This is a genomic window from Pseudomonas sp. FG98, assembly GCF_057808595.1.
Window position 1 is genome coordinate 67,994 of record NZ_JBMDIJ010000006.1, and the last position, 26,956, is coordinate 94,949.

Sequence of the window (26,956 nt, forward strand, 5' to 3'; positions counted from 1 at the left end):
TGCCAGCGCCCGGGCAGGAGCGAAAACGCCTATGCCGATCAAATCCCCAACCCTGCACACCGTGCTGGCCGCCCTGCTGCTCAGCGCCTCGGCGAACCTCTGGGCGCGCCCGCTGGTGGTCTGCACCGAAGCCAGCCCGGAAGGCTTCGACATGGCCCAGTACACCACGGCGGTCACCGCCGATGCCGCCGCCGAAACCCTGTTCAACCGCCTGGTCGACTTCAAGCCCGGCACCACCGAGATCCAGCCGTCCCTGGCCGAACGCTGGGAGATCAGCGACGACGGCCTCACCTACACCTTCCACCTGCGCCGGGGCGTGAAGTTCCACACCACGCCCTGGTTCACCCCGACCCGCGAGATGAACGCCGACGACGTGCTCTGGAGCTTCCAGCGCCAGCTCGACAAGAACCACCCCTGGCATGACAAGACCAGCGTCGGCTTCCCCTACTTCGAGGGCATGAGCTTTCGCACGCTGCTGAAAAGCGTCGAGAAGACCGACGAGCACACCGTGGTCTTCACCCTGACCCAGCCCCAGGCGCCGTTCCTGCGCGATTTGGCCATGGCCTTCACCTCGATCTACTCCGCCGAATACGGCGACCAGTTGCTCGCCGCCGGGCGCACCGGCGACCTCAACAGCAAGCCGGTGGGCACCGGGCCGTTCATCTTCCAGCGCTATGTCAAGGACGCCCAGGTCCGCTACAAGGCCAACCCGGACTACTTCCGCGGCGCGCCGCCGAGCGAAAGCCTGGTATTCGCCATCACCACCGACAACAACGTGCGCCTGCAGAAGCTGCGCGCCAACGAGTGCCAGGTCGCGGTCTATCCCAAGCCCGACGACGTGCCCTCGATCAAGCAGGACCCGATGCTCAAGGTCGCCGAGCTGGAGGCGCTGATCATCGGCTACGTGGCCATGAACACCGAACATCCGCTGCTCAAGGATGTGCGCGTGCGCAAGGCCATCGATATCGCCTTCGACCGCCAGAGCCACATGGACCAGCTGTTCGGCAAGGACAACGCGGTGCTGGCGGTCAATCCCTATCCGCCGACCATGCTCGGCTACAACCACGACAACCATAATCCGCCCCGCGACCTCGACAAGGCCCGCGCCCTGCTCAAGGAAGCCGGAGTGCCGGAGGGCGCCAGGCTGACCCTGTTCACCCGCAACGGCGGCGGCATGACCAACCCCAACCCGCGCCTGAGCGCGGAAATGCTCCAGGCCGACCTCAAGCAGATCGGCCTGAAACTGGACATCCGCGTCATGGAATGGGCAGAAATGCTGCGCCGGGCAAAGAACGGCGAGCACGACCTGGTGTCCACCGGATGGGCCGGCGACAACGGCGATCCGGACAACTTCCTGACCCCGCTGCTCAGCTGCGAGGCGGTGAAGAACGGCGAGAACTATGCTCGTTGGTGCAATGAGAAATTCGACGCGCTGATCACCCAGGCCCGCCAGGTGATCGACCCGCAACAGCGAGAAGCGCTCTATAAGGAGGCCCTGGCCGTGTACGATGCGGACCGGCCGTGGATAACCATGGCCCATCCGAAGATGTTCACGGCCATGCGGCGGAACGTCGAGGGCTACATCATCAGCCCGCTGACCAATAACAACTTCGCCACCACCCTGGTGAAGTAGAACAAGAACGCCCGCCCAACCCCACCCGGGAAAAGCGGGCACGCGCCTTACCGGCTGACGAGGAACACCACACGATGTTGAGTTTCATTGCCCGGCGTCTGGGATTGCTGATCCCGACCTTTTTCGGCATTACCTTGCTGACCTTCGCCCTCATACGGCTCATACCGGGGGACCCGGTGGAAGTGATGATGGGCGAGCGCAGGGTCGACCCTGAAATGCACGCACAGGCCATGGAACGGCTGGGCCTGAACAAGCCCTTGCCCGAGCAGTACCTGGACTACATCGGCAAGCTGTCCCAGGGCGACCTGGGCGAATCGCTGCGCACCCGCGAGAGCGTGTGGAACGAGTTTCTCGCGCTGTTTCCCGCCACCCTCGAACTGGCCCTGGCCGCCCTGCTGTTCGCCGGCATCGTCGGCGTGCTGGCCGGGGTCATCGCCGCGCTCAAGCGCGGCTCGCTGTTCGACCACGGGGTGATGGGCCTGTCCCTCACCGGCTACTCGATGCCGATCTTCTGGTGGGGCCTGATTCTCATCATGTTCTTCTCCGTCGGCCTGGGCTGGACCCCGGTATCCGGACGCATCGACCTGCTCTACGACATCGAGCCGAAGACCGGCTTCATGCTCATCGACACCTTGCTCAGCGACGAACAGGGCGCGTTCAAGGACGCGGTCATGCACCTGATCCTGCCGGCCATCGTCCTCGGCACCATCCCCCTGGCAGTGATCGCGCGGATGACCCGTTCGTCGATGCTCGAAGTGCTGCGCGAAGACTACATCCGCACGGCCCGAGCCAAGGGCTTGTCGCCGGCCCGGGTGGTCTTCGTCCACGGCCTGCGCAACGCGCTGATCCCGGTGCTGACGGTGTTCGGCCTGCAGGTCGGCACCCTGCTCGCCGGCGCGGTGCTCACCGAAACCATCTTCTCCTGGCCGGGCATCGGCAAATGGCTGATCGAAGCCATCGGTGCCCGTGACTACCCCGTGGTCCAGAACGGCATCCTGCTGATCGCCTGCCTGGTCATCCTGGTCAACTTCGTCGTGGACATCCTCTACGGCCTGGCCAATCCACGCATCCGTCACCAGCGCTGAGGCCATCGTCATGAATACCCCCGCTCCAAACCCGGCTCCGGCGATCGACCAGAGCCTGCTCTACCCGTCCCCCTTCAAAGAGTTCTGGCACGCCTTCTCGCGCAACAAGGGCGCGGTGGCCGGCCTGCTGTTCATGTGCCTGATCGTGTTCTGCGCGCTGTTCGCGCCCTGGGTCGCCCCGCACAACCCCAGCGAGCAGTACCGCGACTTCCTGCTGACCCCTCCGGTGTGGCTTGAAGGCGGCAACTGGCAGTTCATCCTCGGCACCGACGAACTCGGCCGCGACCTGCTCTCGCGGCTGATCCAGGGCTCGCGCCTGTCGTTGCTGATCGGCCTGTCGTCGGTGGTCATCTCGCTGATCCCGGGCATCGTCCTCGGCCTGCTCGCCGGCTTCTTCCCCAGTGCCCTGGGTGCCTCGATCATGCGCCTGATGGACGTGATGCTGGCCCTGCCCTCGCTGCTGCTGGCCGTGGCCATCGTCGCCATTCTCGGCCCAGGCCTGGTCAATACGGTGATCGCCATCGCCATCGTCTCGTTGCCGTCCTATGTGCGCCTGACCCGTGCCGCGGTGATGGGCGAGCTGAACCGCGACTACGTCACCGCCGCGCGCCTGGCCGGCGCCAGCCTGCCGCGCCTGATGTTCATCACCGTCCTGCCCAATTGCATGGCACCGCTGATCGTCCAGGCCACCCTGAGCTTCTCCTCGGCGATCCTCGATGCCGCTGCGCTGGGCTTCCTCGGCCTCGGCGTGCAACCGCCGACCCCGGAGTGGGGCACCATGCTGGCCTCGGCCCGCGACTACATCGAACGCGCCTGGTGGGTGGTCAGCCTGCCCGGCCTGACCATCTTGCTCAGCGTGCTGGCAATCAACCTGATGGGCGACGGACTGCGCGACGCGCTGGACCCGAAACTCAAGAATGCCGCCTGAGGAGAAGCCCATGTCACTTCTGAAAATCCGCAACCTCAACGTGCGCTTCGGCGACGCCACGGCCGTACCGGTGGTGGACGGCCTCGACCTCGACGTCGACAAGGGCGAAGTCCTGGCCATCGTCGGCGAGTCCGGCTCCGGCAAGTCGGTGACCATGATGGCGCTGATGGGCCTGATCGACGCACCCGGCCGCATCAGCGCCGACACCCTGGCCTTCGACGGCAACGACATGCTCAAGATCAGCGGCCGGCAGCGGCGCAAGGTGGTCGGCAAGGACATGGCGATGGTCTTCCAGGACCCGATGACCGCCCTCAACCCCAGCTACACCGTGGGCTTCCAGATCGAGGAAGTGCTGCGCCAGCACCTCGGCCTGCGCGGCAAGGCAGCGCGCCAACGGGCGCTGGAACTGCTGAAGAAGGTCGAGATCCCGGCCCCGGAAAGCCGCCTCGATGCCTACCCGCACCAGCTCTCCGGCGGCATGAGCCAGCGCGTGGCGATCGCCATGGCGATTGCCGGCGAACCCAAGCTGCTGATCGCCGACGAACCCACCACCGCCCTCGACGTGACCATCCAGGCACAGATCATGGAACTGCTGCTGAACCTGCAGAAAGAACAGGACATGGCCCTGATCCTGATCACCCACGACCTCGCCGTGGTAGCGGAAACCGCCAGGCGGGTCTGCGTGATGTACGCCGGCCAGGCGGTGGAAGTCGGCCAGGTTCCGCAGCTGTTCGACATCCCCGCCCATCCCTACAGCGAGGCGCTGCTCAAGGCCATTCCCGAGCACAGCCTGGGCGCCGAGCGCCTGGCCACCCTGCCCGGCATCGTCCCCGGCCGCTATGACCGGCCCAGTGGCTGCCTGCTTTCGCCGCGCTGCCCCTACGTCCATGAAAACTGCCGCCAGCAGCGTCCCACCCTCGATCCCCAGGCCCATAGCCTGGCCCGCTGCTTCTATCCGCTGAACCAGGAGGTGGCCTGATGAGCGTCGTCCTCACCGCCCGTGACCTCACCCGTCACTACGAAGTCTCCCGCGGCCTGTTCAAGGGCCACGCCACGGTGCGCGCGCTCAATGGCGTGTCGTTCGAACTGGAGGCCGGCAAGACCCTGGCCGTGGTCGGCGAATCCGGCTGCGGCAAATCCACCCTGGCGCGCGCCCTGACCCTGATCGAAGAGCCGTCCTCCGGCTCGTTGCAGATCGCCGGACAGGAAGTGAACGGCGCCAGCAAGAGCGAGCGCAAGCAGCTGCGTCGCGATGTGCAGATGGTCTTCCAGAGCCCCTACGCCTCGCTCAACCCGCGGCAGAAGATCGGCGACCAGCTGGCCGAGCCACTGCTGATCAACACCTCGCTATCCAAGGCGCAGCGGCGCGAGAAGGTCCAGGCGATGATGATGCAGGTCGGCCTGCGTCCCGAGCACTACCAGCGCTATCCGCACATGTTCTCCGGCGGCCAGCGCCAGCGTATCGCCCTGGCCCGGGCGATGATGCTGCAACCCAAGGTGCTGGTGGCGGACGAACCGACCTCGGCGCTGGACGTGTCGATCCAGGCCCAGGTGCTCAACCTGTTCATGGACCTGCAGAAGGAGTTCAACACCGCCTACGTGTTCATCTCGCACAACCTGGCGGTGGTGCGGCATGTGGCGGATGAAGTGCTGGTGATGTACCTCGGCCGCCCGGCGGAGATGGGGCCGAAGGAGGCGATCTACGAGAAGCCGCTGCACCCCTACACCCAGGCGCTGCTGTCAGCGACTCCGACCATCCATCCTGACCCGGCGAAGCCGAAGATCAGGATTGCCGGGGAACTGCCCAACCCGCTGAATCCGCCGGATGGATGTGCGTTCCACAAGCGTTGCCCGCATGCGACGGAGCGTTGTGCCAAGGAAGTGCCGGCGTTTCGTAAGGTGGAAAGCCGCCAGGTGGCTTGCCATTACGCCGAGCAATTCCTCTGAAATGAACTGCTGATTCAACACAATCCTGTGGGAGCTGGGGTTGCCAGCGATGAGGCCAGACCTGGCGACTTCTTTGCCTGATCTGGCCTCATCGCTGGCAACGCCAGCTCCCACAGGAACCGTGTTCAGTGCATGAAGATGGCGATCAGGATGATCACGGGAATCGGCACACCCAGGAACCACAGCAGTAATGAACGCATGATCTCTCTCCTCAAAATTCAACGAATCGGCGCGGTACGGGCCACATAGCCGACATTTTCAGTTTCCAGCCAACGCACTTCGTCACGCTGACGGCCGCCGAACAGCGCGGCGAAACTGGCGAAGAACGCACCGCACAACAGCGCCACGAAGGTCCACAACGCTGTCCACGCCGCCACCTTGGCCGCTGTGTCAGCTGCTTGTTTGGCCTCTACCTTGGCTTGCTGTACCTGACCGAACACCTGATCGACCCGTGCCTCGGCCTCGGCCTGGCTCAAGCGGGTACGCTGCGCCACCAGTTGCGACAGGTAGGCATGATCTTCCGGCGTCAGCGCCCGGTCCTGTGCCACGGCCCGTGCCAGGATGCGCGCGGCCACGCCGTTGGCGGCGTCCTCGGTGACCGGTGCCGGGCCTTCGCCACGGAAGAGGTTGTCGACGAAGTAGCCCATCGACGCATCGCTGTTGGCTGCTACTGCCGCACCCGCCTGGGCACCTGCTCCGGCGATACCGCCGACGCTACCGACCACCAGCAGGGCGGCGAACAGGGTGGAAACGGCCCAGGCCAGGAAACCATGGGCGGTATCGCGGAAATACACCTCGTCACCGTGCAGGTTGGCCCACTTCACCCGCAGCCGACCGGCGATATAACCGCCGAAACCGGAAGCGATGATCTGGGTCAGCAACAGCCAGATGATGGTGGAAACCCCGAGCGCCTTGGCGCTGGCACCCTCGCCCGCCCAGGGCGATGTCGCGGCGAAGCCCAGGCCCGCGCCGAGCACCACCAGGATCAATGACAACGCCGCGGCGGACGCGGCCCCGGCAAAAATCGCCGCCCAGGACACACCCGAACGATTCGGGATTTCCAGGGCGGTTGAAACGTCGTTGGTGATCATCTGTATGCCTCTCCGGTGAGCGAATGGTCCTTTCACAAGAGGGCTGGTGCAGTGGGCGTGCCAAATGTTTCAAATGATGACAACCAATGAATTCGGGGGTTTGGCTGGACGTTGCCGTCTGAGGACCGTGCAAAATGCCGGAAAACCATTCCGACAGATGGCTTTCTGCAATACACCGCGAACCTTGTGGGAGCTGGCTTGCCAGCGATGAGGCCCTCAAGCACTATCGGGCAATGACTTCCCTCCCCGACGGCCCAAGCCAGACCCCGATCACCGCCGACACCGTGCTGCGCTACCACCATTGCTGGATGCGCCGCGATCTCGACGGGGTGATGGCGCTGTATCACCCGGATGTCGAGTACCACGATTTCTTCCAGAACCGCGTCCTCGGCCATGACGAGCTGCGCGACTACGTACGCGTCTGCCTGCCCCACGAGGACGGCGAGGACATCGTCCACGGCGACCGCATCCGCGTCGATGGCTGCACCGCCTTCATCCAGTACCAGGTCACGGTGCAGGGCGGCGAAGGGCTGGTGGCGTTCCAGTCCAGCGAAGCGCTGACGGTCAAGGACGGGCTGATCTGGCGGGTCAACGAATACGCCACACTGATCCGCCAGAACACCAAGGGCAGCACGCCCTCCGGCCCGCGCCCGGCCACCAGCCGCCTAGGCCTGTCACCACGGCAACTGAGCACCATGGCCCAGGACCTGGAGCATTACTTCCAGCGCCAGCGTCCGTACCTCGATCCGGAGCTGGACCTGCAACGGGTGGCCCGGGAAAGCGGCTACAGCCGCAACCAGATTTCCTACCTGCTCAACCAGGTGCTCGGCCAGAGCTTCTACCGCTACGTCAACCAGGCCCGCCTGCAACACCTGCTCGGCGGCCTGGACAGCGCCACCGCCAGCACGCCCATCGATGAGCTGGCGTTCAATGCCGGTTTCAACTCCCTTTCCGCCTTCTACAAATGCTTCCGCGAACACACCGGCCTGTCGCCCAAGGCCTATGTGAAGCAGATTTCCCTGCGTGCACGCACGTAAGACAGCCCGCCCCAAGCACTACTAGGATCGGCTCCAGACCTTAACGGATGGGAGCAGTACCTGCATGCAAGCCTGGCGCACGATCAGCCTGTGGATGGACCAGCTCGACGAATCGATCGAGCCGCGCCCGGCGTTGGGCCAGGACCTGGAGGTCGATGTGTGCATCATCGGCGCCGGCTACACCGGGCTGTGGACCGCTTACTACCTCAAGCAGCAGGCGCCGCACCTGAACATCGCCATCATCGAGGCGAAGTTCGCCGGCTTCGGCGCATCCGGGCGCAACGGTGGCTGGCTGATGGGCAACGTGCTCGGCGACGACCGTCTGCTCACCACCCTCTCGCCACAGCAACGCCGGGACAGCATCGACCTGCTCCACGACATCCCCGACGAAGTCCGCCGCGTGCTGGACCGGGAAAGCATCGACTGCGACTACCGCAAGGGCGGCGTGCTGTACTGCGCGGCGCGCTACCCCGAGCAGGAAAAAAGCCTGCGCAGCTGGCTCGACGACCTGTACCGCCAGGGCATGACCGCCGACGACTACCGCTGGCTGCGTCCCGAAGAACTGGAAGGCCAGTTGCGGGTGAGCAATGCCTACGGCGCGATCTTCAGCCCGCACACCGCAACCATCCAGCCGGCCAAGCTGGCTCGCGGCCTGGCCCGGGCGGTGGAACGGCTTGGCGTGCCGATCTACGAAAACACCCCGGCCATCGACTGGAATCCCGGCCTGGTGCGTACGCCGCAGGCGACCATCCGCAGCCACTGGGTGGTGCCCGCCGTGGAAGGCTACGCCGCCAGCCTGCCGCCGCTGGGCAAGCATCAATTGCCAGTGCAGAGCCTGCTGGTAGCCACCGAGCCGCTGGCGGACTCGGTATGGGACGAAATCGGTCTGAAGGAAGGCCAGGCCTTCAGCGAGAACAGCCGCCAGGTCACCTACGGCCAGCGCACCCGCGACAACCGCCTGATGTTCGGCGCCCGCGGCGGCTATCGCTTCGGCGGTCGTCTGCGCGAGGACTTCAGTCTCACCGACGCTGAAGTCGAACTGCGCCGCTACCTGTTCAGCGAGCTGTTCCCGCAACTGAAGAACGTGCGTATCACCCATTCCTGGGGCGGCAACCTGGGCATGGCGCGGCGCTTCCGCCCACACATGCTCTGCGACCGCCAGCGCGGTATCGCCCTGTCCGGCGGCTACGGCGGCGAAGGGGTCGGCGCCACCAACCTCGGCGGACGCACCCTGGCCGCGCTGATCCTCGGCCAGCACAACGCCCTGACCGCCCAGCCCTGGGTCCACGACAACCGCGCGCTGTCCAGCCTCGCCAGCTGGCCGCCGGAGCCGTGCCGCTGGCTGGGCTACAACGCCATCATCCAGAGCTTCGTCTTCGAGGACCGCACCCTCGCCAGCCCGGCCAGTCCGCCGTGGCGCCGGCGCATGGCCAGCGGCCTGGCGGACCTGATGCAGAGTTTCATGAACTGATTTTGCAAACAGAGGAACCCGTGGTCATGAGCATTACCCAGTTCAAACACACCGACAGCGTCGCCCTGGATATCTCCAATCCGGTCGCCGTGCCCCTCGGCGAGCCCGTCGCGGTGACCTCGGTCACCTGCGTCGAGCGTAGCGATGGCGTGGAAACCGGCATCTGGGAATGCACTCCGGGTCGCTGGCGCCGGCAGATCGTGCAACAGGAGTTCTGCCACTTCATCAAGGGCCGCTGCACCTTCACCCCCGATGGTGGCGAGCCCCTTGTCATAGAAGCCGGAGACGCACTGATGCTACCGGCCAACAGCACCGGCATCTGGGATATCCAGGAGACCGTGCGCAAGACCTACGTACTTATTTTCTGATCCGCTGATCGCCTGCTGCCTTCGATAAAAACAGATAAAGAAAGGTAACCCGGACATGCGCAAGCTACTCGTTGCACCCCTGATGCTGGCCGCCTGCGTGGCCAACGCCGCCGACTCGGTGAAGATCTACAACTGGTCCAGCTATATCGCCCCGGACACGCTGAAGAACTTCCAGCAGGCCAGCGGCATCGTGCCCACCTACGACGTGTTCGACAGCAACGAAACCCTCGACGGCAAGCTGATGACCGGCAACTCCGGCTACGACGTGGTGTTTCCTTCCAACCACTTCATGGCCCGGCAGATCCAGGGCGGCGCCCTGAAGAAGCTGGATAAAAGCCAGTTGCCCAACTGGAAGAACCTCAACCCGGTGCTGCTCAAGGCGCTGGAGGTGAACGATCCGGGCAACCAGCATGGCTTCCCGTACCTGTGGGGCAGCACCGGCATCGGCTACAACATCGACAAGGTCAAGGCGGTGCTCGGCGACAACGCACCGGTGGACTCCTGGGACCTGATCTTCAAGCCCGAATACATCGGCAAGCTGAAAAGCTGCGGCGTCGCCGTGCTCGACAACGGCCCGGAACTGCTGCCGATCGCCCTGCACTACCTGGGGCTGCCGCACCACAGCCAGAACCCGGCGGACTATGACAAGGCCAAGGAACTGCTGATGAAGGTGCGACCGTACATCAGCTACTTCCACTCGTCCAAGTACACCGGCGACCTGGCCAATGGCGATGTGTGCGTGGTGGTGGGCTTCTCCGGTGACGTGCTGCAGGCGAAGAACCGTGCCGAGGAAGCGAAGAACGGGGTCAAGGTGGGCTATTCGATTCCGAAGGAAGGGGCGCCAATGTGGTTCGACATGGTCGCCATGCCGGCCGACGCACCGGACGAAAAGGCCGGCTACGCCTACATGAACTACCTGCTGCAACCGGAGGTGATGGCCAATATCAGCAACTTCGTGCAGTACGCCAACGGCAACCTCAAGGCGGACGCCATCGTCGCCCCGCAGCTCAAGGCGAATCCGATGATCTATCCGGGGGATGAGGTGATGGGCAAGCTGTATGCGCTTGAGGCGATGCCGGCGAAGATCGACCGGATCAGGACGAGGATCTGGACCAGCATAAAAGCCGGGAACTAAGGACTGGATTCAAGCCTTGTGGGAGAGCTGATGGCCTCATCGCTGGCAATCGGATCGCCGCCCGGCCAGCTCCCACAAGGTCCTGCGGTGTGCACGATACCTGTGGGAGCCGGCGTTGCCGGCGATAAGGCCGGCAGCCATCCCACAAGATCAATGATGCTCGCGGGTCGCGCGGAACTTCACATCCGGCCAGCGCTCTTCCATCAGCGACAGGTTGACCCGGGTCGGCGCCAGGTAGGTCAGGTGACCACCGCCATCCACCGCCAGGTTTTCCATGGCCTTGTTCTTGAAGTCTTCCAGCTTTTTCTTGTCATCGCAGGTGATCCAGCGCGCCGACCACACGGTGATCGGCTCGTAGGCGCACTCGACCTTGTATTCCTCCTTCAGCCGGCTGGCGACCACATCGAACTGCAGCACACCGACGGCGCCGAGGATGATGTCGTTGCTGCGCTCGGGGAAGAACACCTGGGTCGCACCCTCTTCGGCCAACTGTTGCAGGCCCTGACGCAGCTGCTTGGACTTCAGCGGGTCCTTCAGGCGCACGCGGCGGAACAGCTCGGGGGCGAAGTGCGGGATACCGGTGAAGCCCAGCGCTTCGCCTTCGGTGAAGGTGTCGCCGATCTGGATGGTGCCGTGGTTGTGCAGGCCGATGATGTCGCCGGCATAGGCCTCTTCCAGTTGCTCGCGCTCGGAGGAGAAAAAGGTCAGTGCGTCGCCGATGCGCAGGTCCTTGCCGGTGCGCACGTGGCGCATCTTCATGCCCTTCTCGTACTTGCCCGAGCAGATGCGCATGAAGGCGATGCGGTCACGGTGTTTCGGGTCCATGTTCGCCTGGATCTTGAACACGAAGCCACTGAACTTCTCTTCCACCGGCTCGACGGTACGCTCGTGGGCGACCCGCGCCAGAGGACGCGGTGCCCAGTCGACCACGGCATCGAGTACATGGTCGACACCGAAGTTGCCCAGTGCAGTACCGAAGAACACCGGGGTCAGCTGGCCGTTGATGAACTCGTCCTGGTCGAACTCGTGGCAGGCGCCCTGTACCAGTTCCAGCTGTTCGAGGAAGCGCTCGTACTCGTCACCCAGGTGCGCGCGGGCTTCGTCGGAGTCGAGCTTCTCGATGATCTTCACCTCGGTCCGCTCGTGGCCGTGGCCCGGGGTGTAGACGATGATGTAGTCGCCGGCCAGGTGGTAGACGCCCTTGAAGTCCTTGTAGCAACCGATCGGCCAGGTGATCGGCGCCGCCTTGATCTTCAGCACCGCCTCGATCTCGTCGAGCAGCTCGATCGGGTCGCGGATATCGCGGTCGAGTTTGTTGATGAAGCTGACGATCGGCGTATCGCGCAGGCGGCAGACGTCCATCAGGGCGATGGTCCGCGGCTCGACGCCTTTACCGCCGTCGAGCACCATCAGCGCCGAGTCGACGGCGGTCAGGGTGCGGTAGGTGTCTTCGGAGAAGTCTTCGTGGCCCGGGGTGTCGAGCAGGTTGATCATGTGCTCGCGGTAGGGGAACTGCATCACCGAGGTGGTGATCGAGATACCCCGCTGCTTCTCCATTTCCATCCAGTCGGAGGTGGCATGGCGGTCGGACTTGCGCGACTTCACCGTACCGGCGACGGCGATCGCCTTGCCCATCAGCAGGAGCTTCTCGGTGATGGTGGTCTTACCGGCGTCGGGGTGGGAAATGATGGCAAACGTGCGTCGGCTGTTGACTTCGTTGACAATTTTGCTGTCGGACATCGTTCTGGATCTCGATTGTGTACGCTGTTATGTACACAGCTGAAAAGGTGCCCTTGGCCGCTTGCTACAGGCCAGCGCAGGAAATCGCGCATTGTAACAAATGGCGGCCTGGAATTCCCGGCACGATGAGCTTATCCGCCAGCGCGCGCAGAATCATCACATCAACAATCCCACAAAAATGCTCTGTCTATGCTTCCACTCCCTACTCAACGGAATCTTCATCCAGTGATGGGACGGCGAAGGGCCAGCAAAATCAGCCTAGATTTGGGCCCCACAGACAGCGAAACCAGGGAAAGATAAATGCGCCGCAGATAAGGTATCGTCAGAGTAGACAGCCTTCAGAAACAAGCCTATGAAGGTGATCACCATAAAAGACCGGGGGTAGTGATGCGGATTGAGAAGGTAAGGATTACTAATTTTCGTCTGCTGGAAGACGTTGAAGTTTCATTCGAAAAGGTGACCACTGTCATCGTCGGTCGCAACAACAGCGGAAAGACTTCACTCACCGAGTTCTTTGACCGGCTAATTGGGGACGGCCCCAGTAAGTTTAAGTTAGAGGATTTTTCCGCAAGTACTCGTCCGAAATTTATCGCTGCCAAAAAACTCCGCCAAGAAGGAGCCGATGTCCAAAAAATTCTTGGCGTTCTGCCTGTGATCTCAGCGACGATAACACTCAGCTATGATCCTGGGGCACCTGATTTGGGCCCACTCTCACCCTTCATCATCGACTTAGACCCTAATTGCAAGACAGTCATGCTCCGGCTGGATTACAGAGCAGGTCTTCCAGGTCTTACCGAGCTACTCGACATTCCGGTTTCCGAGGGTGAAGAGGATGAGGCGACCAGAGTTTTCAGAAGCCTTCGCGACTTTGTGACAAAAGCATACGCTTTGCACGTCGTGGCAATCGACCCGACGGACGCCACGAACGAACGTGTCCTTGAGATTAAAACCGTCAATGCACTCTTTGGGTACGGAATTATCAGTGCACAGCGTTCGCTCGACCAACAAAAAAAGGGGGAGCCGCATGTTCTTGGGAAGCTTCTTGAAACGCTCTTTGAGACGGCTTCAACTTCCACCGCTGCTCCTAAGGATCAGGAAATTGCCGCCTCACTAAAGTTGGCCGTTGAAATCGTCGAGAAGAAAATCCACGGCGATTTCAATGAAAAGCTCGCGGCTTTGCTTCCAACATTTGACAAATTCGGATATCCGGGACTGAACGATCCCCACCTGAGAACAGAGACAGACCTTAATGTAGCGAGCTTGCTGTCAGAACATACAAAAGTTTTTTACACAGGCGCTCATGGCGTACATCTACCTGAGGGCTACAACGGGCTCGGCACGAGAAACCTGATCTACATCCTTCTTCAACTCCTTACCTTTCACAAAGGCTTCAGAGCGCAACCAACACTCCCTGGAATTCACCTCATATTCATCGAAGAACCAGAAGCGCATTTGCATCCGCAAATGCAAGAAGTATTTATTAAACAGTTGACAGATGCAGTCGCCACCTTTTCGAAAGACTATCCCAAGGGTTCTGAGTGGCCGGTGCAGTTTGTTGTGACCACTCATTCTTCACATGTAGCAAATGCGGCGACATTTGAAGCCGTCAGATACTTTCTCACCAAACCTGCAATGGATGGCATCACTCGCCACACTCGTGTCAAGGATTTCAGAAAAGGGCTTGACACCATTCCTACTCCGGACAGGAATTTTCTTCATCAGTACATGACGTTGACAAAATGCGATTTGTATTTCGCCGACAAGGCGATCCTGGTGGAAGGCGCTACAGAACGCTTGCTTATGCCAAAGATTTGTCAACTTGTGGATCACGAGTTGGCAGAGGAATCTAAGCTTGTAAAGCAATACCTCACAATCGTTGAGATTGATGGCGCGCATGGAAAGCTGTTTGCCCCGCTCCTAGATTTCCTTGAGCTAAAAACGCTCATGATTACCGATCTTGATGTAGTCAGGCTACGAGAGGCAGAAGACAACAAACCTGCGCGATGGGTGAAATGCCCTTATTCGCAAGGTGTCCGGACGGGTAACGCGACCATCAAGGACTGGTTTGATACTCCAGAGGGCGAACAATTATCCCTAGAAACGCTTCAGCAGAAGACTTCTGCTGAAAAAGTAAAAGGATATCGTCGCATCGCTTACCAAATCCACGAGCCTGGCTTGGAGTTTTGCGCTAGAAGTTACGAAGACGCCCTGATCTTAGCGAACCCTGCGCACTTCGAACTTGCTCAGGATGCTCATTGGGGCGACCAATCGTGGGAGCTCGCCAAAAATATGCCAAAAATTGAAACGGCTCTGCGCTTTGCGATAGACGTACCTGAATGGAGTGTGCCCCTATACATTAAAGAAGGGCTTGTGTGGCTATCAGAACCGCCGCCGCTACCGCTCCCCCTGGTAGAAGAGGTCTAAGTCATGACCGAAGAACAGATTAACCTCAATCCCGCTGAGTCGGCTGCAGCTCTAGCACAAGAGAAAGTGAATGGATGCCTTAATGCGGGCAAGAACTTCAGGTTGGAGGCTGGCGCAGGTGCGGGGAAAACATACTCTCTCGTTGAAGCACTGAAGAGACTCATTGCGGAGCGTGGGGTGGAATACATCCAGAAAAAGCAGATGGTTGCCTGCATCACTTTCACAAAAGTAGCGCGCGATGAAATTCTGAATGAAATCGATCAACACCCTGCTATCTTGGTAGAGACTATCCACTCCTTTTGTTGGGGCTTCATGTCCCGTTTTCAGAGTCAACTCAGGACTCTAATACCTGACTTCGAGCGCTACAAAGAGAAGGTGGAAGCGGCAGGTGGACTGGGCAATAGAGCCGTCGAGTATGACTTGGGCTTCTTCGGAATTGAAGAAGATAAGGTTACGCTGTTCCACGATGACGTGCCCGAGATGATGGCAAAGCTTATGGAGCTACCTAAGTTCAGGCAACTATTGACGAGCGCCTACCCGGTTCTTTTCATCGATGAGTATCAGGATACTGACGCCTCTTTCATGGGAGCGATATCCAAACATTTCTTTTCGGGTAACGAAGGCCCTCTTATAGGACTATTCGGAGACCATTGGCAGACTATATATCGTGACGACTTTGATCTGGCTGAATTTCCTAACGTCGAGGGAATCGACAAGGGTTCCAATTTCCGGTCAACACCCGCAATCGTCAATGTCTTAAACAAGTTGCGCCCTGAGTTGATACAGGCAGTTAAAAACCCTGATGCCATTGGCGAAGCTCAAGTCTTCCACACAAATGGCTATGTCGGAGAGCGCACTAACGATAGAAACTCAAAAGACGACGTCCTGCCTCCAGTTGCACGTGAGTACCTTGCCGTACTGCGGAAGCGCCTCGTCGAGACGGGATGGGATTTCAATCCAAAGGTCACCAAGGTTCTTATGCTGACGCACAACGCCTTGGCAGAGGAGCAAGGTTATCCAACCGTCGTCGAAATTTTCAAAGGAGGACGGAATGATGCCTTTGCAAAAAAAGAGGATAAGACCATCGACTTCCTGGTGAGCTTGGTAGAACCCATGTGCCAGGCATACCAAGAAAAGCGTTACGGCGAGATGTTTCGTGTCTTGGGAAGGCCGCAGGCCATCAAGAGCCATGCCGATAAGCAGGATTGGCGTAAAGATATGGAGGCACTTGAGGGCTTTCGCAAAAATGGTACTGTCGGTGAACTGCTAGATCACTTAAAGAAAACGCAGCGACCGAGGTTATCGGATCCTGTAGCGCGGCGAGAGGAAGCGTTGGCTGCGTTTGATCCCGAGAGCGGCGAGGAAGAGCCTAAGTCAATTCAACGTCATCGTCGCCTCAGGGACGTTCCTTACGCAGAGATAGTAAAACTGGCAAAATTCATAGAGGGCTTCACGCCTTTTGCAACACAGCACAGCGTAAAGGGTGCAGAGTTTGAAAATGTCCTAGTTGTCTTGGGCGGAGGATGGAATCACTACAACTGGCCTCGGATGCTCGATTTGATGAGCGCTAACAAAATCCCCGAAAAGCAGAGGACGGGCTTCCACCGCGCCAGAAATCTCTTTTACGTTGGGATATCGCGCCCAAAAAAACGGCTTGCCGTGCTTTTGACTCAGACACTGTCGGATGATGCAATTAACTCCCTTGAAAAACTCTTTGGGGCACAGAATATCATCGCTCTCAATCTTGAATGACTGGCGGGAGTTTCTCTTTCAGGAATAGATATTGGCAATTACATTCCGATAGTGGAATGCCATTCGACTGGATACAGAACATTCGGTCAAATGGTATACGGAAGTAGTCACCGCTCCCGGTCAGGCTCATGACCCTTGCGGTGACGTGATGGCGTCAGCGGTCGGGCTTTCTCCGGCCCCTCGCCTTCACGCTGCTCCTTTCTCTCCTTGCGGAATACAGCCGTGGCGCGCTCAAACGCCGCCATAACATCCGGGAACGGACTGCGCGGTGCGTGCCGAGCCTGCTCAAAGGCAGCCATGACATCGGGCACTGTGCCCCTGCCCGGTGCGCGCCTGCGCCCTGGGATTATCTGTACCAGTGACGGCATGGCACCGTCTTTCCCGCGCGCCCTGATGCGCTGTGCGCATTGCTGGTCGCGCATGAAAGCGGAGATTTCGCGTTTATCCACCTTTTCGAGCGACCGGTACTGACGCTCGATATGCGCTCCCTGAAGCCTGAGCCGGAGCGCCAGCGTGGCAGCCTCCTGGGATTGCCGGATTTTCAGTTGGGTGTGCTCATCGAGATAGATACGCAGGCGTTTGGTGTCCTGATAGTGCTGGAGCTTGTGGCGCAGAAAATTCACGCCGCTGACCCGCCCCAGGAATTCTGCCAGTCCGGTGGGGCGGTGCTCATAGCGTTCCTGGCGCACCTGTTTCATCAGCGCGAGATGGCCAGCGCGCAACCTGTCCCGCTCGGCCCGGTGCTTGGCCTGCTGCGCCAGGCGCAGGGCATGTTGCCGGTACTTCAAGGCCTCGCGCTGCTGCTCCAACACGTGCCGCCGCTCTGCTTGAGCGTGCTTGAGCTCGGCAAGCTTGTCGGCGTACTCCTCCTCCCGCACTGAACGCTCGATCTCTTTGCGGTGATCGGCCACAAGTTTCTGCGCCTCCTCCACCGATGGCAGCGCATCAGGTGGGAACTCCTTCTCCAGAAAGGCCCGGATGTCCTTGGTGCGGATGGACTTGTCGTCGATCAGCCGGGGCAGCGCGTTCACGTTGCCGTAGAGATCGACCAGCACATAGGGCCGGTTGCCCGTGGCAAGCATGTAGCCGCGTTCGCTCAAAGCATGGACAAACGTGCGGGCATTATCACTCTGCTGCCAGGCCTCGGTGACCTGCCGTTTGTGATCATCCAGGGAGAGTCCTGTGCGCTGTAACTGCGCCCGCTCATAGAGCGAGAGCTGCCCCACATTGCGGGATTTCTCATAACCGGCAGGCAGGCTCAGCCCGTGATCGCGGGCAAAACCCCTGGTCACCCGCATCAGCTTGTCACGATCGAAGGCCAGGTGGACGGCCTTCTCATGGTCAGCGTCGATCCGTGACCAGACGACGTGGCAGTGCTCACGGCCATCCTTGATATGGAAGACGATAGCGCGCGGCTGATCTCCCAGTCCCAGCGTGTCTTCAGCGCGGCGGATGTAATCCATGTACTGGTCGCGGGTGAGCGGCCCCTGCGCGGGATCGGGGTTGATCGAGAGGCTGTAGAGATACTTTTCACAACGGGTCAGGGTTTGGGCCTGCACCTGCCATTCCTTGAAGGCACCGTGCAGGTCGTGGGCAATGGCACCACGCAGATGTGCCACTTCCGCCAGCTCGTTGTCATAGGCATTCAGCAGGTGGGTGGCAAGATCCTGACCGCTGCCGCGCTGCGAAGCAAAAGGGATCATGTGTCCCTCCCCAGCGCGAGCATGAGATAGCTGCGGATTTCCGTGAGCTCATCGCGGCATTCCTGCAGCAGCTGCTCCAGGTGAGCGGCGTCGGGTTCACCGCAGGCCTCCTGCAGACGGTCGTTGATCTGGGCAGCCTGCGAGAGCAGCATGGCAGCGAGCTTACGCTCCAGGGATGAGATGGGCCTGGCGCGGGGCATGGCCTGCCCGAACACGGCTTCGGTGATGAAGGCGTTGATCGACTGACCAGAGTGCGTCACGCGCAAATGAAACTCCTCACGCAGCCGCTCGGGCGGGCGGTAGGAGATCGGCGCAGGGCGTTTTTTCGTTCGTCTGGTCATGCCATCAACATATCCGTTCGATAAACGCTGCCTCCTCTTGGCTTCCTCGCGCAGGTCAGCCTCTGCGCTGGTTGGTCGATGGGATTCCAAAGGGAGAGCTGACATCTCCTTTTGGTCGGCACCGGGCCGAACACCCGGTCGTGGTTTTAAGGACGAGACAAGTCCTTAATCGAGGGTCGCAAGGGGCTACGAAGTGCCCTTTGCTCGATGGAGTTCAGAGGAGAGCCGAAGTCTCCTCTGATCGCGATGCAACGACGACACGTTGCGCCTTAATCCCTTGGTGACAAAGTTCCAAAAGAACTTTGAAACCTAGGGATTCCCAGGGGGGATCGCGGGGGACTGGAAGTCCCCACGCAAGGTGGGCGTGGTACTACCACGCACACCTTGTGCTCACTTCGTTCGCTAGCTGGCCCATGAGACCAGTGTATGGCTGGGGGTATGAATAATTTCTAAAAGAGCGCGCCGCTGAAGCGGTCTCTCCTGTTCGAGAGATGTACGCGCTGGTGCTCCATAGCACGGCTATGTACGTATGGGTACAAATAAGTCCCCCGGATCAAAAGAGATCGTGGCAGATCACGGCAGACAGCGATGTACCTGCACGGGCTTTCGTGTGCCGGATCGAAACAGGCTTATGTGGATTGATACGGATTGAAGCGGACTAGAAAAAGAAAGACGGGCCTTTTGTGGCCCGTCTGTGCGGTGATGAAGCAGCTTTTTATTCAGCAGGTGCTTCGGTGCTTTCGATCTCATAGAGCATGAAGTCGGAGACGATCTGCGTACCCGCAAGCTTGATGTAGAACGAGCCATCGGCATTTTTCCAGGCGACACCGATGCGTTCATAGACCGCCTGCTCGCCTGTGCCTTTGCGGGTCTTGGCCACGAAGCCGGGTTTACGGGATTCGGATGCGGTGGATTTGGTGTTCATGATAATGCTCCTCGGTTTTGCTTTGAGGCTGGTTTATTCCAGCGACAAGCCCCCTGACAGCCAGCGGACGCCGACATGTCATGGGCAACACGGGGTCTGCACCAGGGCAACGCCCGATCAGGTGCAGGCTGGCGCGGGCCGCCCATTGACATGCTGACAAGGCATCGGCGATTGATGGCTAAGGGATAAAGGCTTATGAGCTGGGATAAGGACAGCCGTCAAAAACGAGGAGCCGTTGAACACGCACCATCCGTCCTGAAGAAGCCCTCACGAGGCTTCCGAGGGGAAGCCTGCATACAGTCGTATGCCATGCTCTTTAGGACATCTGTGGCGAGGCCCATGCCATGAGTGAGTTCTTCAAGGAGTTCATGCGGGATGTTCCGCGCGGCGACTCCACCCGCCCTTTGCGGGAGCAGAAAGTACCGCAGGCGCGTTGGATGAAGCTCGAAGACATAGCCGCGAGCCGCATACTCTCGTATGACCCGCGCCAGCCGGGGAAGAAAGTGCTGATCGGTGCCCTGGGCGAGCAGCTGATCGGGATTGAGGACGACCGCCACATTCTGACCGTGGCGGGATCACGTTCCGGTAAATCGGTCGGCCTTATCAGCAACCTCTTCTTCTATCCCGGCAGCATCCTGGCGACCGACCCCAAGGGGGAGCTTGCCAGTATCACGGCCAGCAGACGGGCAGCTCTCGGGCAAAAAATCTACGTTGTCGACCCCTTCGGGGTCTCCAGCAAAGAGACGCTCCCCTACAGGGCATCGTTCAACCCGATGAGTGTTCTCGACCTTAGCAGTCCGACCTTTCTGGAAGATGCGGCGCTGATTGCAGAATCAATTGTCGTGCAGTCAGCAGACCAGAAAGACCCGCACTGGGACGAATCCGCCAAGAACTTTATCGAGGGCGTGATTATTCACGTGGCGACAAAGGCGCAGCTTGCTGGCGAGCGTCACCTCATCAAGGTGCGGGAGCTGATTAAACTTGCGCTGTGGGCCGGGCCGGGAGGAGAAGCAGACAGCGAGGATGCACCGGCGACCTACCCCCTGTTTGAAGAAATGCAGGATAACGCCTTTCGGCTGCAGGACAGCCCGGATACCGACGACATCGGTAGTGCGCTGATGGCGGCAGCGCTGGATTTTTACGGCAAGAGAGGAACTGAACTTTCCGGTGTTCACTCCACGGTCAACCGGCACACGAAGTTCCTGGATTACTCGGCCTTCCGCCAGGTGCTGAAGGATCACAACTTCGACCTGGCGGAACTGAAGAACAAGCCTGGTGGTGTGAGCATTTATCTGTGCTTCCCGGCGACACGGATTGAGATTGCCCGGCGCTGGATGCGGATATTCGTGAACCAGCTGCTCGATGCCATGGAGCGGGAAAAGACAGTGCCGCCTGCCCCGGTGCTGGCCTGCCTCGATGAGTTTCCGGTGCTGGGTTACATGAAGCAGCTGGAGACCGCTTCCGGCCTGATTGCCTCCTTCGGCGTAAAACTCTGGGTGATCCTGCAGGACTGGAGCCAGGGCAAGGCGCTCTATGGGGAGCGCTGGGAAACCTTCGCCGGGAACGCGGGCATCATGCAGTTCTTCGGCAACAACGATCTGGCGACGACCGAGTACGTCTCGAAGCTGCTGGGTAAAACACAGGTGGAAGTCGCCCGCATGGGGGAAGTAGCGCAGGATCAGCAGAGCAAGGGCTTATCCGGGCGTTCGGAAGCGATTGAGCTTCACGACCTGCTGACCCCTGATGAAATCAGGCGTCATTTCGCGCGCCACGATCCGCTGCAACGCCAGCTGATACTGTGGGCCGGACGTCATCCGATGATGTTACAGCGGGTGATCTGGCACCAGAAAGACGGCGTACTGGCACCTTATCTTTAAGGTGCCAGTACGCCGTAACAAGAAGCTCTCAGAAACTACAGTTTGGGTTTATCCCATGCCGGAACGCCCTGCACATATGCCTGACGCACCTGCTTTTTTGAAAGCAGTAAACCGACCGCATAATCTTTTCCCCAATCAAAGGCAATCTCAGAGGCGTAGCGATCTTTGAAATCCTTCAACAGGTAGCTGCACTCATTGAAGCTGGTCAGGAGGCGTATACAAGGACGCGCACCATGTGCCGCTGCGTAATGCAGGGCAGTCATTTTGTACTCATCCTGAAAGTTAATATCCGCTCCGTTATCCAGCAAAAGCTTTGCCGCTGGCGCATCGCCAGCTTTCACGGTGCTAATTAAACGCTGGCTATAAACTTGGGTACGGTCGTCGCCGTCATTGAGCCTTAAGATATATTCCTGCTCGTCCGTTGTGAGTTCAGATAAATCGCTTTTCCTTTGAACCATGACTGCCAACCTTTCTGCCGATGAGGCTAGTCAGGTTATGCGCAGAATTATGGAAAAAATGCAAGAAAAAAGAGAGCTGTTATATTTGCGATGCCTAATACTCAATTATTTCTCTCAGCCTTGCCCACAGGCGCCAGATTATCCAATGAACGGGAGGCGATTCAACGATGCTCACCTGGTTTTTGGGTATGAGCGCGGGCGCTATTTCGGCGCGTGCGTACGATTTAAATCAATTGTAGCCATGTCTGGAAGACCGCCATGTTCCAGTAGCCTGTCTACAAATTCATCAGCTGTCAGTCCGCCTGCGCTTATTTCGAATTTAGGGCTTATTTTTAGATGATGCAAAGCCATCTCCCTGAACTGCTCGACACCCTCAGAGTAATCAGCGTCTTCAAACTCACGAATAGCGGGATCGTTGACTCTATCTTGCTCATGCTGCTCACGAATAACATTCATGATCCTGTGCGCATATTCATCTGCCCTCTTATAGGCATCTGCGAGATCAATTTCTGTATCTTTCATGTTATTCCCTCCTCAAGCACTGTGACACTATACAGCAAGATAAGTTTAGTCCAAAAATTCAGTTTGTGATCTTTTTTAATAACGCATGATTACTAAAAATATAATCACACAAAAAGTCTGCCAATAAAATAGGTTTTGGGTTTGGGTGCCATAGTAGCGCCTTTTGCGCTATTTTTTGCCACTCCGGCCATTTCAAAAGCTCGTCCCTAAACCCATTTTTCGTAATCAACAATGTAACATCGGTAACAACCCCATTTGTCGCATATTTTGCCGTATTTAAGTGCGAACGGATTTTATCAATGTAGACATCTTCATTGCTTTCAAGATGCCGGATAAATCCCATGCGTCGCAATTTATCTATCTGATTATTCATCATTGCATTTTCGCCGCAAGCCAGATTGTAGGGATCAGAATTGCAACAATCAGAATACAGAGCGTAACACTTATAAACGAAGACACTTGCGAGGAAGGCTGACATACAACTTGAACCAAAATATAAATAGCAAGCAGAGCTGAAAAGGAAATCAAAACGGAAAGGTATCGGCATGTCATGACCAGAGCCCGCAATATGTACGACTCATTACCATCTTGCTCTAGCGTCTTATAAACTGCATACACTCCAAATATGCTTCCAAAAACAGTCAGCAGAAGAGACTCCATTGCCAGTAAAGCTGCAACAGCGAACTGATAAAAGGTGACGGTATCTGGATTAACTATTTGGCAGGCCAGCATACTCACCTCCAAATAAATGGGGCCTACTCGCTGTCATCTGGCACGTCCGGTGAATGCGAAATGCTTTGTGCGTACGCCTGTCTTGCTTCTTTCTTCTGCAGAAGCAATCCCACGGCATAGTCCCTTCCCCATTCATACGCGAGCTCGGAAGCAAGACGCCCTTTGTTGTCCTTAATGAGGTAATTGCATTTCCCACTATTTACGAGCATCCGGATACCGGCACGAAACCCTCTGGCTGCCGCATAGTGAAGCGCTGTCATTCCGAACTTGTCCTGGATGTTCACATTGATGCCGAAATAAATAGCAGATTCAGTCCTCCATAATTTTCCCTCTTTCACACTGAGGATAAACTCCTGCTCTTCAACCTCTTGCGACCTATCCAACTGTTCGGCGTTTTCCTCTATATTTTCCTGTGACTGCCGAATCTGAGCCCTCCTTCCTGCTTCATTCTTAGCCATTATTTATTTCTCCTGCATTTGTTCAGGAACGAAACGGAAAACATTGGGAAGTATTACCGGCTCTTCATAATAGCTATCATGCTCCCATTGATCCCGGCCCGTTTCCTCGCCATTGCGCATCAGAAAAAACCCATCTGCGTTATAATTTTTGTGAAGCTCTCCAGCCTGGATGTAGGTCATCCGGTCGCTGGGCGTCACGCCTTCCAGGAATATATGAAGGACATTAAGACGGGTGATAGGGAATCCAAAGCCTTTTCTACGACTCTTACTGGTAAAATCACTTTCTTTGGCGCATCGACGAGTATCTGGCATATTCACTTTGCTGCTGACAGCGTGTACCGACTCTATGACTTCTTCTACGTGTACATATTTTCCGGAGGCATCCGGTATTAAGTGCAAAGTAATGGTATGCGCCCCAGGTACGCCGCGGATGTAAGGGGCTTTATAGGTAAATATTCCGCTAAACGCAGAAACCACACTCTGTGCATCTTCGTAATCGTTGGCAAAGTACTCGTGCATGGCGAGGAAAGCAGCAAGATCCTGTCGATCTTCCTGAAAGGTTTCAGGCGTAAGTAATTCTTCATCGAGAAGAAAGCGCGTCGCATCCCGCAGGCGCTCGATACCCATAGTGTCGTTGACTGCCTCGCCGAAGCGGCGCAGGGACTCTTCTTTGAAGACAAGTTCGGCGTCGTCTGCTGCGTATTTGTCGACGTTGGAATCGGAGAACACAATGTCGTCACGTACCTGACGCCAGGACGGTAATCGTCCCATGTGCTTGCTGATCGTGCGGTACCGGCGCAAGGCCGAGCGGATCTTCTCGATCTGCCAATCGCTGAAGACGAGCTCATCAACATCCATATTTCTTCCCCCCTGCATGGCGGGCGCGTGGAAAACGCGAGGCAAGCGGTGTGTCTTGATGATTTAGCGTAGTGCCTAACGCGATTCGTTGAGGCCGCTGCCATGAACTCTCCGATGAAAAGCCCTCTGGAAGGGCGACCCACCACATTTGCGCTGACCGGTGAAGATGGTCGGCTGATGTTCCGGGTGATGCCGCATGAGCTCACGCCGTTACGGGCAAAGCTTGCGGATGCGATCAGCAGCCTGTGCGGGCTTGGGCTGTTCGCGGCCAGCATGCTGACCCTGCCTGACTGGCGGCATCCCGATTTATCCGTACTGGCGGTGGCCATCGGCGGTGCGGCTGCTGCCAGCTGGGTGCTGCACTTCGTGGCCCGGCAGGCCTTTCGGGTCACCACGCGGATTGAGATAACCCTGAATTCAATCCGGGTGCGGCAAGTTCTGGGCTGGAAGACCTATGACCGCCGCCTCACGCATCGCTTCTACTTGCTGCCACATGACCGGGCTGAACTTGAACGGCGCAGCAACGAGTTTGATACCCGCGAGGCTGCCGCACGCGGCGAAGTGCTGCAGCAGCCCATCTATTACGGCGACTCCTTCCATGTGCTGCTGGAGTATGCCGGGCACCGGGTAGACCTGCTCACCGTGTACGGCAGGAAGCCCGCGACAGCTGTGCTGGCGCGGTTGCAGTACTGCGACCGGCTGCTGGAGCAGGAAGCAATACATGTCGGCGCGGGTGACAACCCGCATGTCGATGGCGACTGGCATCAATCCCCTGGAGGTCTGTAATGACAACTTCCCAATGGCTCGATTACCTGGCGATGGTTTCTGAGGCGGTGCTCTGGATCATAGCTGCCGGGATCGCATTCAACTTCCTCCAGTGGCTGGCTGTAGCGCTGTACCGGCAGGGGCTGATCTTCATCGACTGGGCGTCGGTATTGCTGATGCAGGGCGCTGCCCGGCTGGGCAGGTTCCTTAAATTCCTGGTCTGCGAAAGCGTGCTGCTGGTGTTTGCTGCTGTCTGGGGTACGTGGCTGCGCCTGTATCAGCCCTGTGCCTGCAGCCTGCGCCATCTTTCTATCGCCGTGCGCCAGTACATGAAGCTGCGCCAGCTGTTCTGGAAGTACGGACGGCATGAGTTTGCGAGTTTCGCGCAGTTCAGGCGCAGCGTACTGGGCGAGAAGGAACCGCCGCCGAAACAGCAGCAGAGCAAGCAGCAGCCTGCCCCTGAGAAGAGCAGTTATGCGCAGGCGCTGGAAGTGCTGGGGTTTGCGGAAGGCCAGGTACTCGACAAGGCCATGCTCAAAACCCGGCAGCGTGAGCTTGCCAGGATACTGCACCCGGACAAGGAGTTCCCCACGCACGTGTTCATGCAGCAGGTCAACGATGCCGTTGACTGCATCAAGAGGGCGAAGAAATGGAAATAATCCGCAAGCAAGATAAGGGCCTCTCCCTGCTGGAGAAGGCGCGCCAGGAACTGGCGGCCTTCAATCGCAAGGTGGCTACACCGCAGCCTGCCGCTTCTGCTGTGTTGCGCAAGCCGCAGCAGGCGCATGGCGACCGCATTCTCTATTGTTCGAAAGTGCCGCAATGTTCCGCCGCGCTGATCCTCAAAATCCAGGAAAAAGGCGCGGAGATCACCGATGTGATCGTGCGTCGCAACGGCCCGGTGGCGAAGCCATCGGGCTCAGCCGGTAAACGTGAGAACAGCGATTTTCGGGCGCTGCTGCTGGGCAACTATCAGGGCTGTCCGCACTGCGATAACGAAGCGATAGTGCTGTGCGGCAATTGTGGCTGCCTCTCCTGCATCGCGGACGCGGCTGAGCGTATGACCTGCCCGGTCTGCGGAGATGGCGGGCGGGTCAGGGCGAGTGGAATCAACCTGGAATTTGCCCGGCAGAAGCCTGCACAGCAGGCTTCGTCGCAGACGCTTTTGCCCAGGGGGCCAGCCACACTGTCCCTGCCCGGTAAACCCCGATAGGCCCGTGGTGCCTTCATGAACAAGACAGATGGTTTTAATCAGGCAGCGCGGGAGCCGGATGTCATCCGCGCGCAGCAGATCAGGAAGTTGCAGGAGGCGCGCGACCAGGCACTGGAAGCCCTGCGGGAGGATCAGCGGCAGCGCTATGCCGATGATCTTGAACGCGCGCGTCGTCAAATATTGCTGGCGCATAACCGGCCTGAATGCAGGCCGGATCATGCCCGCGAGAAGCCGTTGAGCTGGAAGCAGCTGGACAGGCGCGCGGAATGGATGGTGGAGGCGCAGCATGTGCGGGAATCGAATGTGATCCGGGAGCAGTACCGGCGTGAGATCGACAGGCTGGAGCACCCGGAGCGGTATGCGCGGAGCGAGAGCCGCAAGGACTCTCCGACTCAGATCAGGGGACTGTTCAACGGCTTACCTGCCGGGCGCGCAGCGCAGGAGCAAGGCCTTGGCAGGTGATCGGCTTTAAAGACGAAGCGGCCCGAAAGGG

At 58.9% G+C, this 26,956-nt stretch carries 27 protein-coding genes; 16 read left to right on the forward strand and 11 right to left on the reverse strand.

From position 1 onward, the window contains the following. The first annotated feature begins 31 nt into the window (after nt 1-31). From ACODSK_RS06455 to ACODSK_RS06475, 5 genes are all read left to right on the forward strand, one after another. Nucleotides 32-1,633: an ABC transporter substrate-binding protein gene (locus ACODSK_RS06455; protein ID WP_489014715.1), complete on the forward strand. Its 1,602-nt coding sequence runs from the start codon at nt 32-34 to the stop codon at nt 1,631-1,633. Nucleotides 1,634-1,707: 74 nt separating this feature from the next. Beyond that, complete coding sequence (locus ACODSK_RS06460; protein ID WP_489014716.1) at nt 1,708-2,718, forward strand: ABC transporter permease subunit; 1,011 nt, start codon at nt 1,708-1,710, stop codon at nt 2,716-2,718. Between the two features lie 10 nt (nt 2,719-2,728). Then, entirely contained in the window at nt 2,729-3,646 is a 918-nt protein-coding gene (locus tag ACODSK_RS06465) for an ABC transporter permease subunit (RefSeq protein ID WP_489014717.1), read from the forward strand. Between the two features lie 10 nt (nt 3,647-3,656). Continuing rightward, nucleotides 3,657-4,625, forward strand: a complete 969-nt coding sequence (locus ACODSK_RS06470; RefSeq protein ID WP_489014718.1) for an ABC transporter ATP-binding protein — start codon at nt 3,657-3,659, stop codon at nt 4,623-4,625. Further along, nucleotides 4,625-5,593: a peptide ABC transporter ATP-binding protein gene (locus tag ACODSK_RS06475; RefSeq protein WP_489014719.1), complete on the forward strand. Its 969-nt coding sequence runs from the start codon at nt 4,625-4,627 to the stop codon at nt 5,591-5,593. Before ACODSK_RS06470 ends, ACODSK_RS06475 begins: the two co-directional genes overlap by 1 nt. A 218-nt stretch (nt 5,594-5,811) precedes the next feature. On the opposite strand, the gene ACODSK_RS06480 is transcribed toward ACODSK_RS06475, so the two are convergent. Continuing rightward, nucleotides 5,812-6,684: a hypothetical protein gene (locus ACODSK_RS06480; protein WP_489014720.1), complete on the reverse strand. Its 873-nt coding sequence runs from the start codon at nt 6,682-6,684 to the stop codon at nt 5,812-5,814. A 233-nt stretch (nt 6,685-6,917) separates the two neighbouring features. Here ACODSK_RS06480 and ACODSK_RS06485 point away from each other — a divergent pair, with 233 nt between their 5' ends. The 4 genes from ACODSK_RS06485 (at nt 6,918) to ACODSK_RS06500 (ending at nt 10,695) form a co-directional block, all read left to right on the forward strand. Then, a complete protein-coding gene (locus tag ACODSK_RS06485) occupies nt 6,918-7,721 on the forward strand; it encodes a helix-turn-helix domain-containing protein (protein WP_489014721.1) in 804 nt (267 codons plus the stop codon). A 64-nt stretch (nt 7,722-7,785) separates the two neighbouring features. Next, a complete protein-coding gene (locus ACODSK_RS06490) occupies nt 7,786-9,192 on the forward strand; it encodes an NAD(P)/FAD-dependent oxidoreductase (RefSeq protein ID WP_489014722.1) in 1,407 nt (468 codons plus the stop codon). Between the two features lie 26 nt (nt 9,193-9,218). Beyond that, nucleotides 9,219-9,560, forward strand: coding sequence for a cupin domain-containing protein (locus ACODSK_RS06495; RefSeq protein ID WP_489014723.1), 342 nt, complete (start codon nt 9,219-9,221; stop codon nt 9,558-9,560). 55 nt (nt 9,561-9,615) lie between these two features. After that, nucleotides 9,616-10,695, forward strand: a complete 1,080-nt coding sequence (locus tag ACODSK_RS06500; RefSeq protein ID WP_489014724.1) for a polyamine ABC transporter substrate-binding protein — start codon at nt 9,616-9,618, stop codon at nt 10,693-10,695. Between the two features lie 150 nt (nt 10,696-10,845). Here ACODSK_RS06500 and ACODSK_RS06505 read toward each other — a convergent pair whose 3' ends face one another. After that, nucleotides 10,846-12,435 carry a peptide chain release factor 3 gene (locus ACODSK_RS06505; RefSeq protein WP_489014725.1) on the reverse strand — a complete coding sequence of 530 codons (1,590 nt, stop codon included), beginning with the start codon at nt 12,433-12,435 and terminating at the stop codon, nt 10,846-10,848. A gap of 387 nt (nt 12,436-12,822) precedes the next feature. Here ACODSK_RS06505 and ACODSK_RS06510 point away from each other — a divergent pair, with 387 nt between their 5' ends. Further along, on the forward strand, nt 12,823-14,859 hold the full coding sequence (locus ACODSK_RS06510; protein ID WP_489014898.1) for an ATP-dependent nuclease: 2,037 nt from the start codon (nt 12,823-12,825) through the stop codon (nt 14,857-14,859). A gap of 3 nt (nt 14,860-14,862) precedes the next feature. Continuing rightward, on the forward strand, nt 14,863-16,611 hold the full coding sequence (locus tag ACODSK_RS06515; protein ID WP_489014726.1) for a UvrD-helicase domain-containing protein: 1,749 nt from the start codon (nt 14,863-14,865) through the stop codon (nt 16,609-16,611). A gap of 107 nt (nt 16,612-16,718) precedes the next feature. Here ACODSK_RS06515 and ACODSK_RS06520 read toward each other — a convergent pair whose 3' ends face one another. The 3 genes from ACODSK_RS06520 to ACODSK_RS06530 all read right to left on the reverse strand — a co-directional run bounded on the left by ACODSK_RS06520 (nt 16,719) and on the right by ACODSK_RS06530 (nt 19,580). Beyond that, nucleotides 16,719-18,314 carry a relaxase/mobilization nuclease domain-containing protein gene (locus ACODSK_RS06520; protein ID WP_489014727.1) on the reverse strand — a complete coding sequence of 532 codons (1,596 nt, stop codon included), beginning with the start codon at nt 18,312-18,314 and terminating at the stop codon, nt 16,719-16,721. Next, nucleotides 18,311-18,655: a hypothetical protein gene (locus tag ACODSK_RS06525; protein ID WP_489014728.1), complete on the reverse strand. Its 345-nt coding sequence runs from the start codon at nt 18,653-18,655 to the stop codon at nt 18,311-18,313. Before ACODSK_RS06525 ends, ACODSK_RS06520 begins: the two co-directional genes overlap by 4 nt. A 715-nt stretch (nt 18,656-19,370) precedes the next feature. Beyond that, complete coding sequence (locus tag ACODSK_RS06530; protein WP_489014729.1) at nt 19,371-19,580, reverse strand: hypothetical protein; 210 nt, start codon at nt 19,578-19,580, stop codon at nt 19,371-19,373. A 344-nt stretch (nt 19,581-19,924) separates the two neighbouring features. Between ACODSK_RS06530 and ACODSK_RS06535 the strand changes: the two genes are divergently transcribed. Then, entirely contained in the window at nt 19,925-21,457 is a 1,533-nt protein-coding gene (locus tag ACODSK_RS06535) for a type IV secretory system conjugative DNA transfer family protein (protein ID WP_489014731.1), read from the forward strand. A gap of 35 nt (nt 21,458-21,492) precedes the next feature. Here the strand turns inward: ACODSK_RS06535 and ACODSK_RS06540 are convergent, their stop codons facing one another. The 6 genes from ACODSK_RS06540 to ACODSK_RS06565 form a co-directional block, all read right to left on the reverse strand. Continuing rightward, complete coding sequence (locus ACODSK_RS06540; RefSeq protein ID WP_489014732.1) at nt 21,493-21,915, reverse strand: ankyrin repeat domain-containing protein; 423 nt, start codon at nt 21,913-21,915, stop codon at nt 21,493-21,495. 201 nt (nt 21,916-22,116) lie between these two features. Beyond that, on the reverse strand, nt 22,117-22,437 hold the full coding sequence (locus ACODSK_RS06545) for a hypothetical protein (protein WP_489014733.1): 321 nt from the start codon (nt 22,435-22,437) through the stop codon (nt 22,117-22,119). Between the two features lie 58 nt (nt 22,438-22,495). Continuing rightward, nucleotides 22,496-22,813, reverse strand: coding sequence for a hypothetical protein (locus tag ACODSK_RS06550; protein WP_489014734.1), 318 nt, complete (start codon nt 22,811-22,813; stop codon nt 22,496-22,498). Beyond that, the gene (locus tag ACODSK_RS06555; protein WP_489014735.1) at nt 22,810-23,169 is read right to left on the reverse strand and encodes a hypothetical protein; all 360 of its coding nucleotides are present in this window, start codon (nt 23,167-23,169) and stop codon (nt 22,810-22,812) included. The genes ACODSK_RS06550 and ACODSK_RS06555 overlap by 4 nt, the downstream gene beginning before the upstream one ends. Before the next feature lie 23 nt (nt 23,170-23,192). Then, a complete protein-coding gene (locus tag ACODSK_RS06560) occupies nt 23,193-23,627 on the reverse strand; it encodes an ankyrin repeat domain-containing protein (RefSeq protein WP_489014736.1) in 435 nt (144 codons plus the stop codon). Between the two features lie 3 nt (nt 23,628-23,630). Then, nucleotides 23,631-24,485, reverse strand: coding sequence for a hypothetical protein (locus ACODSK_RS06565; protein ID WP_489014738.1), 855 nt, complete (start codon nt 24,483-24,485; stop codon nt 23,631-23,633). A 114-nt stretch (nt 24,486-24,599) separates the two neighbouring features. Between ACODSK_RS06565 and ACODSK_RS06570 the strand changes: the two genes are divergently transcribed. From ACODSK_RS06570 to ACODSK_RS06585, 4 genes are read left to right on the forward strand one after another with little or no spacing between them, the layout of a single operon-like run. Then, nucleotides 24,600-25,271, forward strand: coding sequence for a hypothetical protein (locus tag ACODSK_RS06570; RefSeq protein ID WP_489014740.1), 672 nt, complete (start codon nt 24,600-24,602; stop codon nt 25,269-25,271). Next, the gene (locus ACODSK_RS06575; RefSeq protein WP_489014742.1) at nt 25,271-25,909 is read left to right on the forward strand and encodes a J domain-containing protein; all 639 of its coding nucleotides are present in this window, start codon (nt 25,271-25,273) and stop codon (nt 25,907-25,909) included. The genes ACODSK_RS06570 and ACODSK_RS06575 overlap by 1 nt, the downstream gene beginning before the upstream one ends. Further along, nucleotides 25,900-26,463, forward strand: a complete 564-nt coding sequence (locus ACODSK_RS06580) for a TerY-C metal binding domain-containing protein (RefSeq protein ID WP_489014744.1) — start codon at nt 25,900-25,902, stop codon at nt 26,461-26,463. Before ACODSK_RS06575 ends, ACODSK_RS06580 begins: the two co-directional genes overlap by 10 nt. 15 nt (nt 26,464-26,478) lie before the next feature. After that, nucleotides 26,479-26,925: a hypothetical protein gene (locus ACODSK_RS06585; RefSeq protein ID WP_489014745.1), complete on the forward strand. Its 447-nt coding sequence runs from the start codon at nt 26,479-26,481 to the stop codon at nt 26,923-26,925. Nucleotides 26,926-26,956: the final 31 nt, after the last annotated feature.

Bases quoted from the DNA above. Each gene is read 5' to 3' on its own strand.
- ACODSK_RS06570 (WP_489014740.1), top strand. From the start codon at position 24,600: ATGAAAAGCCCTCTGGAAGGGCGACCCACCACATTTGCGCTGACCGGT.
- ACODSK_RS06490 (WP_489014722.1), top strand. From the start codon at position 7,786: ATGCAAGCCTGGCGCACGATCAGCCTGTGGATGGACCAGCTCGACGAA.
- ACODSK_RS06545 (WP_489014733.1), bottom strand. From the start codon at position 22,437: ATGAAAGATACAGAAATTGATCTCGCAGATGCCTATAAGAGGGCAGAT.
- ACODSK_RS06535 (WP_489014731.1), top strand. From the start codon at position 19,925: ATGAGTGAGTTCTTCAAGGAGTTCATGCGGGATGTTCCGCGCGGCGAC.
- ACODSK_RS06505 (WP_489014725.1), bottom strand. From the start codon at position 12,435: ATGTCCGACAGCAAAATTGTCAACGAAGTCAACAGCCGACGCACGTTT.
- ACODSK_RS06520 (WP_489014727.1), bottom strand. From the start codon at position 18,314: ATGATCCCTTTTGCTTCGCAGCGCGGCAGCGGTCAGGATCTTGCCACC.
- ACODSK_RS06540 (WP_489014732.1), bottom strand. From the start codon at position 21,915: ATGGTTCAAAGGAAAAGCGATTTATCTGAACTCACAACGGACGAGCAG.
- ACODSK_RS06515 (WP_489014726.1), top strand. From the start codon at position 14,863: ATGACCGAAGAACAGATTAACCTCAATCCCGCTGAGTCGGCTGCAGCT.
- ACODSK_RS06485 (WP_489014721.1), top strand. From the start codon at position 6,918: ATGACTTCCCTCCCCGACGGCCCAAGCCAGACCCCGATCACCGCCGAC.
- ACODSK_RS06455 (WP_489014715.1), top strand. From the start codon at position 32: ATGCCGATCAAATCCCCAACCCTGCACACCGTGCTGGCCGCCCTGCTG.
- ACODSK_RS06465 (WP_489014717.1), top strand. From the start codon at position 2,729: ATGAATACCCCCGCTCCAAACCCGGCTCCGGCGATCGACCAGAGCCTG.
- ACODSK_RS06585 (WP_489014745.1), top strand. From the start codon at position 26,479: ATGAACAAGACAGATGGTTTTAATCAGGCAGCGCGGGAGCCGGATGTC.
- ACODSK_RS06530 (WP_489014729.1), bottom strand. From the start codon at position 19,580: ATGAACACCAAATCCACCGCATCCGAATCCCGTAAACCCGGCTTCGTG.
- ACODSK_RS06525 (WP_489014728.1), bottom strand. From the start codon at position 18,655: ATGACCAGACGAACGAAAAAACGCCCTGCGCCGATCTCCTACCGCCCG.
- ACODSK_RS06470 (WP_489014718.1), top strand. From the start codon at position 3,657: ATGTCACTTCTGAAAATCCGCAACCTCAACGTGCGCTTCGGCGACGCC.
- ACODSK_RS06475 (WP_489014719.1), top strand. From the start codon at position 4,625: ATGAGCGTCGTCCTCACCGCCCGTGACCTCACCCGTCACTACGAAGTC.
- ACODSK_RS06560 (WP_489014736.1), bottom strand. From the start codon at position 23,627: ATGGCTAAGAATGAAGCAGGAAGGAGGGCTCAGATTCGGCAGTCACAG.
- ACODSK_RS06460 (WP_489014716.1), top strand. From the start codon at position 1,708: ATGTTGAGTTTCATTGCCCGGCGTCTGGGATTGCTGATCCCGACCTTT.
- ACODSK_RS06550 (WP_489014734.1), bottom strand. From the start codon at position 22,813: ATGATGAATAATCAGATAGATAAATTGCGACGCATGGGATTTATCCGG.
- ACODSK_RS06500 (WP_489014724.1), top strand. From the start codon at position 9,616: ATGCGCAAGCTACTCGTTGCACCCCTGATGCTGGCCGCCTGCGTGGCC.
- ACODSK_RS06495 (WP_489014723.1), top strand. From the start codon at position 9,219: ATGAGCATTACCCAGTTCAAACACACCGACAGCGTCGCCCTGGATATC.
- ACODSK_RS06510 (WP_489014898.1), top strand. From the start codon at position 12,823: ATGCGGATTGAGAAGGTAAGGATTACTAATTTTCGTCTGCTGGAAGAC.
- ACODSK_RS06580 (WP_489014744.1), top strand. From the start codon at position 25,900: ATGGAAATAATCCGCAAGCAAGATAAGGGCCTCTCCCTGCTGGAGAAG.
- ACODSK_RS06575 (WP_489014742.1), top strand. From the start codon at position 25,271: ATGACAACTTCCCAATGGCTCGATTACCTGGCGATGGTTTCTGAGGCG.
- ACODSK_RS06555 (WP_489014735.1), bottom strand. From the start codon at position 23,169: ATGCTGGCCTGCCAAATAGTTAATCCAGATACCGTCACCTTTTATCAG.
- ACODSK_RS06565 (WP_489014738.1), bottom strand. From the start codon at position 24,485: ATGGATGTTGATGAGCTCGTCTTCAGCGATTGGCAGATCGAGAAGATC.
- ACODSK_RS06480 (WP_489014720.1), bottom strand. From the start codon at position 6,684: ATGATCACCAACGACGTTTCAACCGCCCTGGAAATCCCGAATCGTTCG.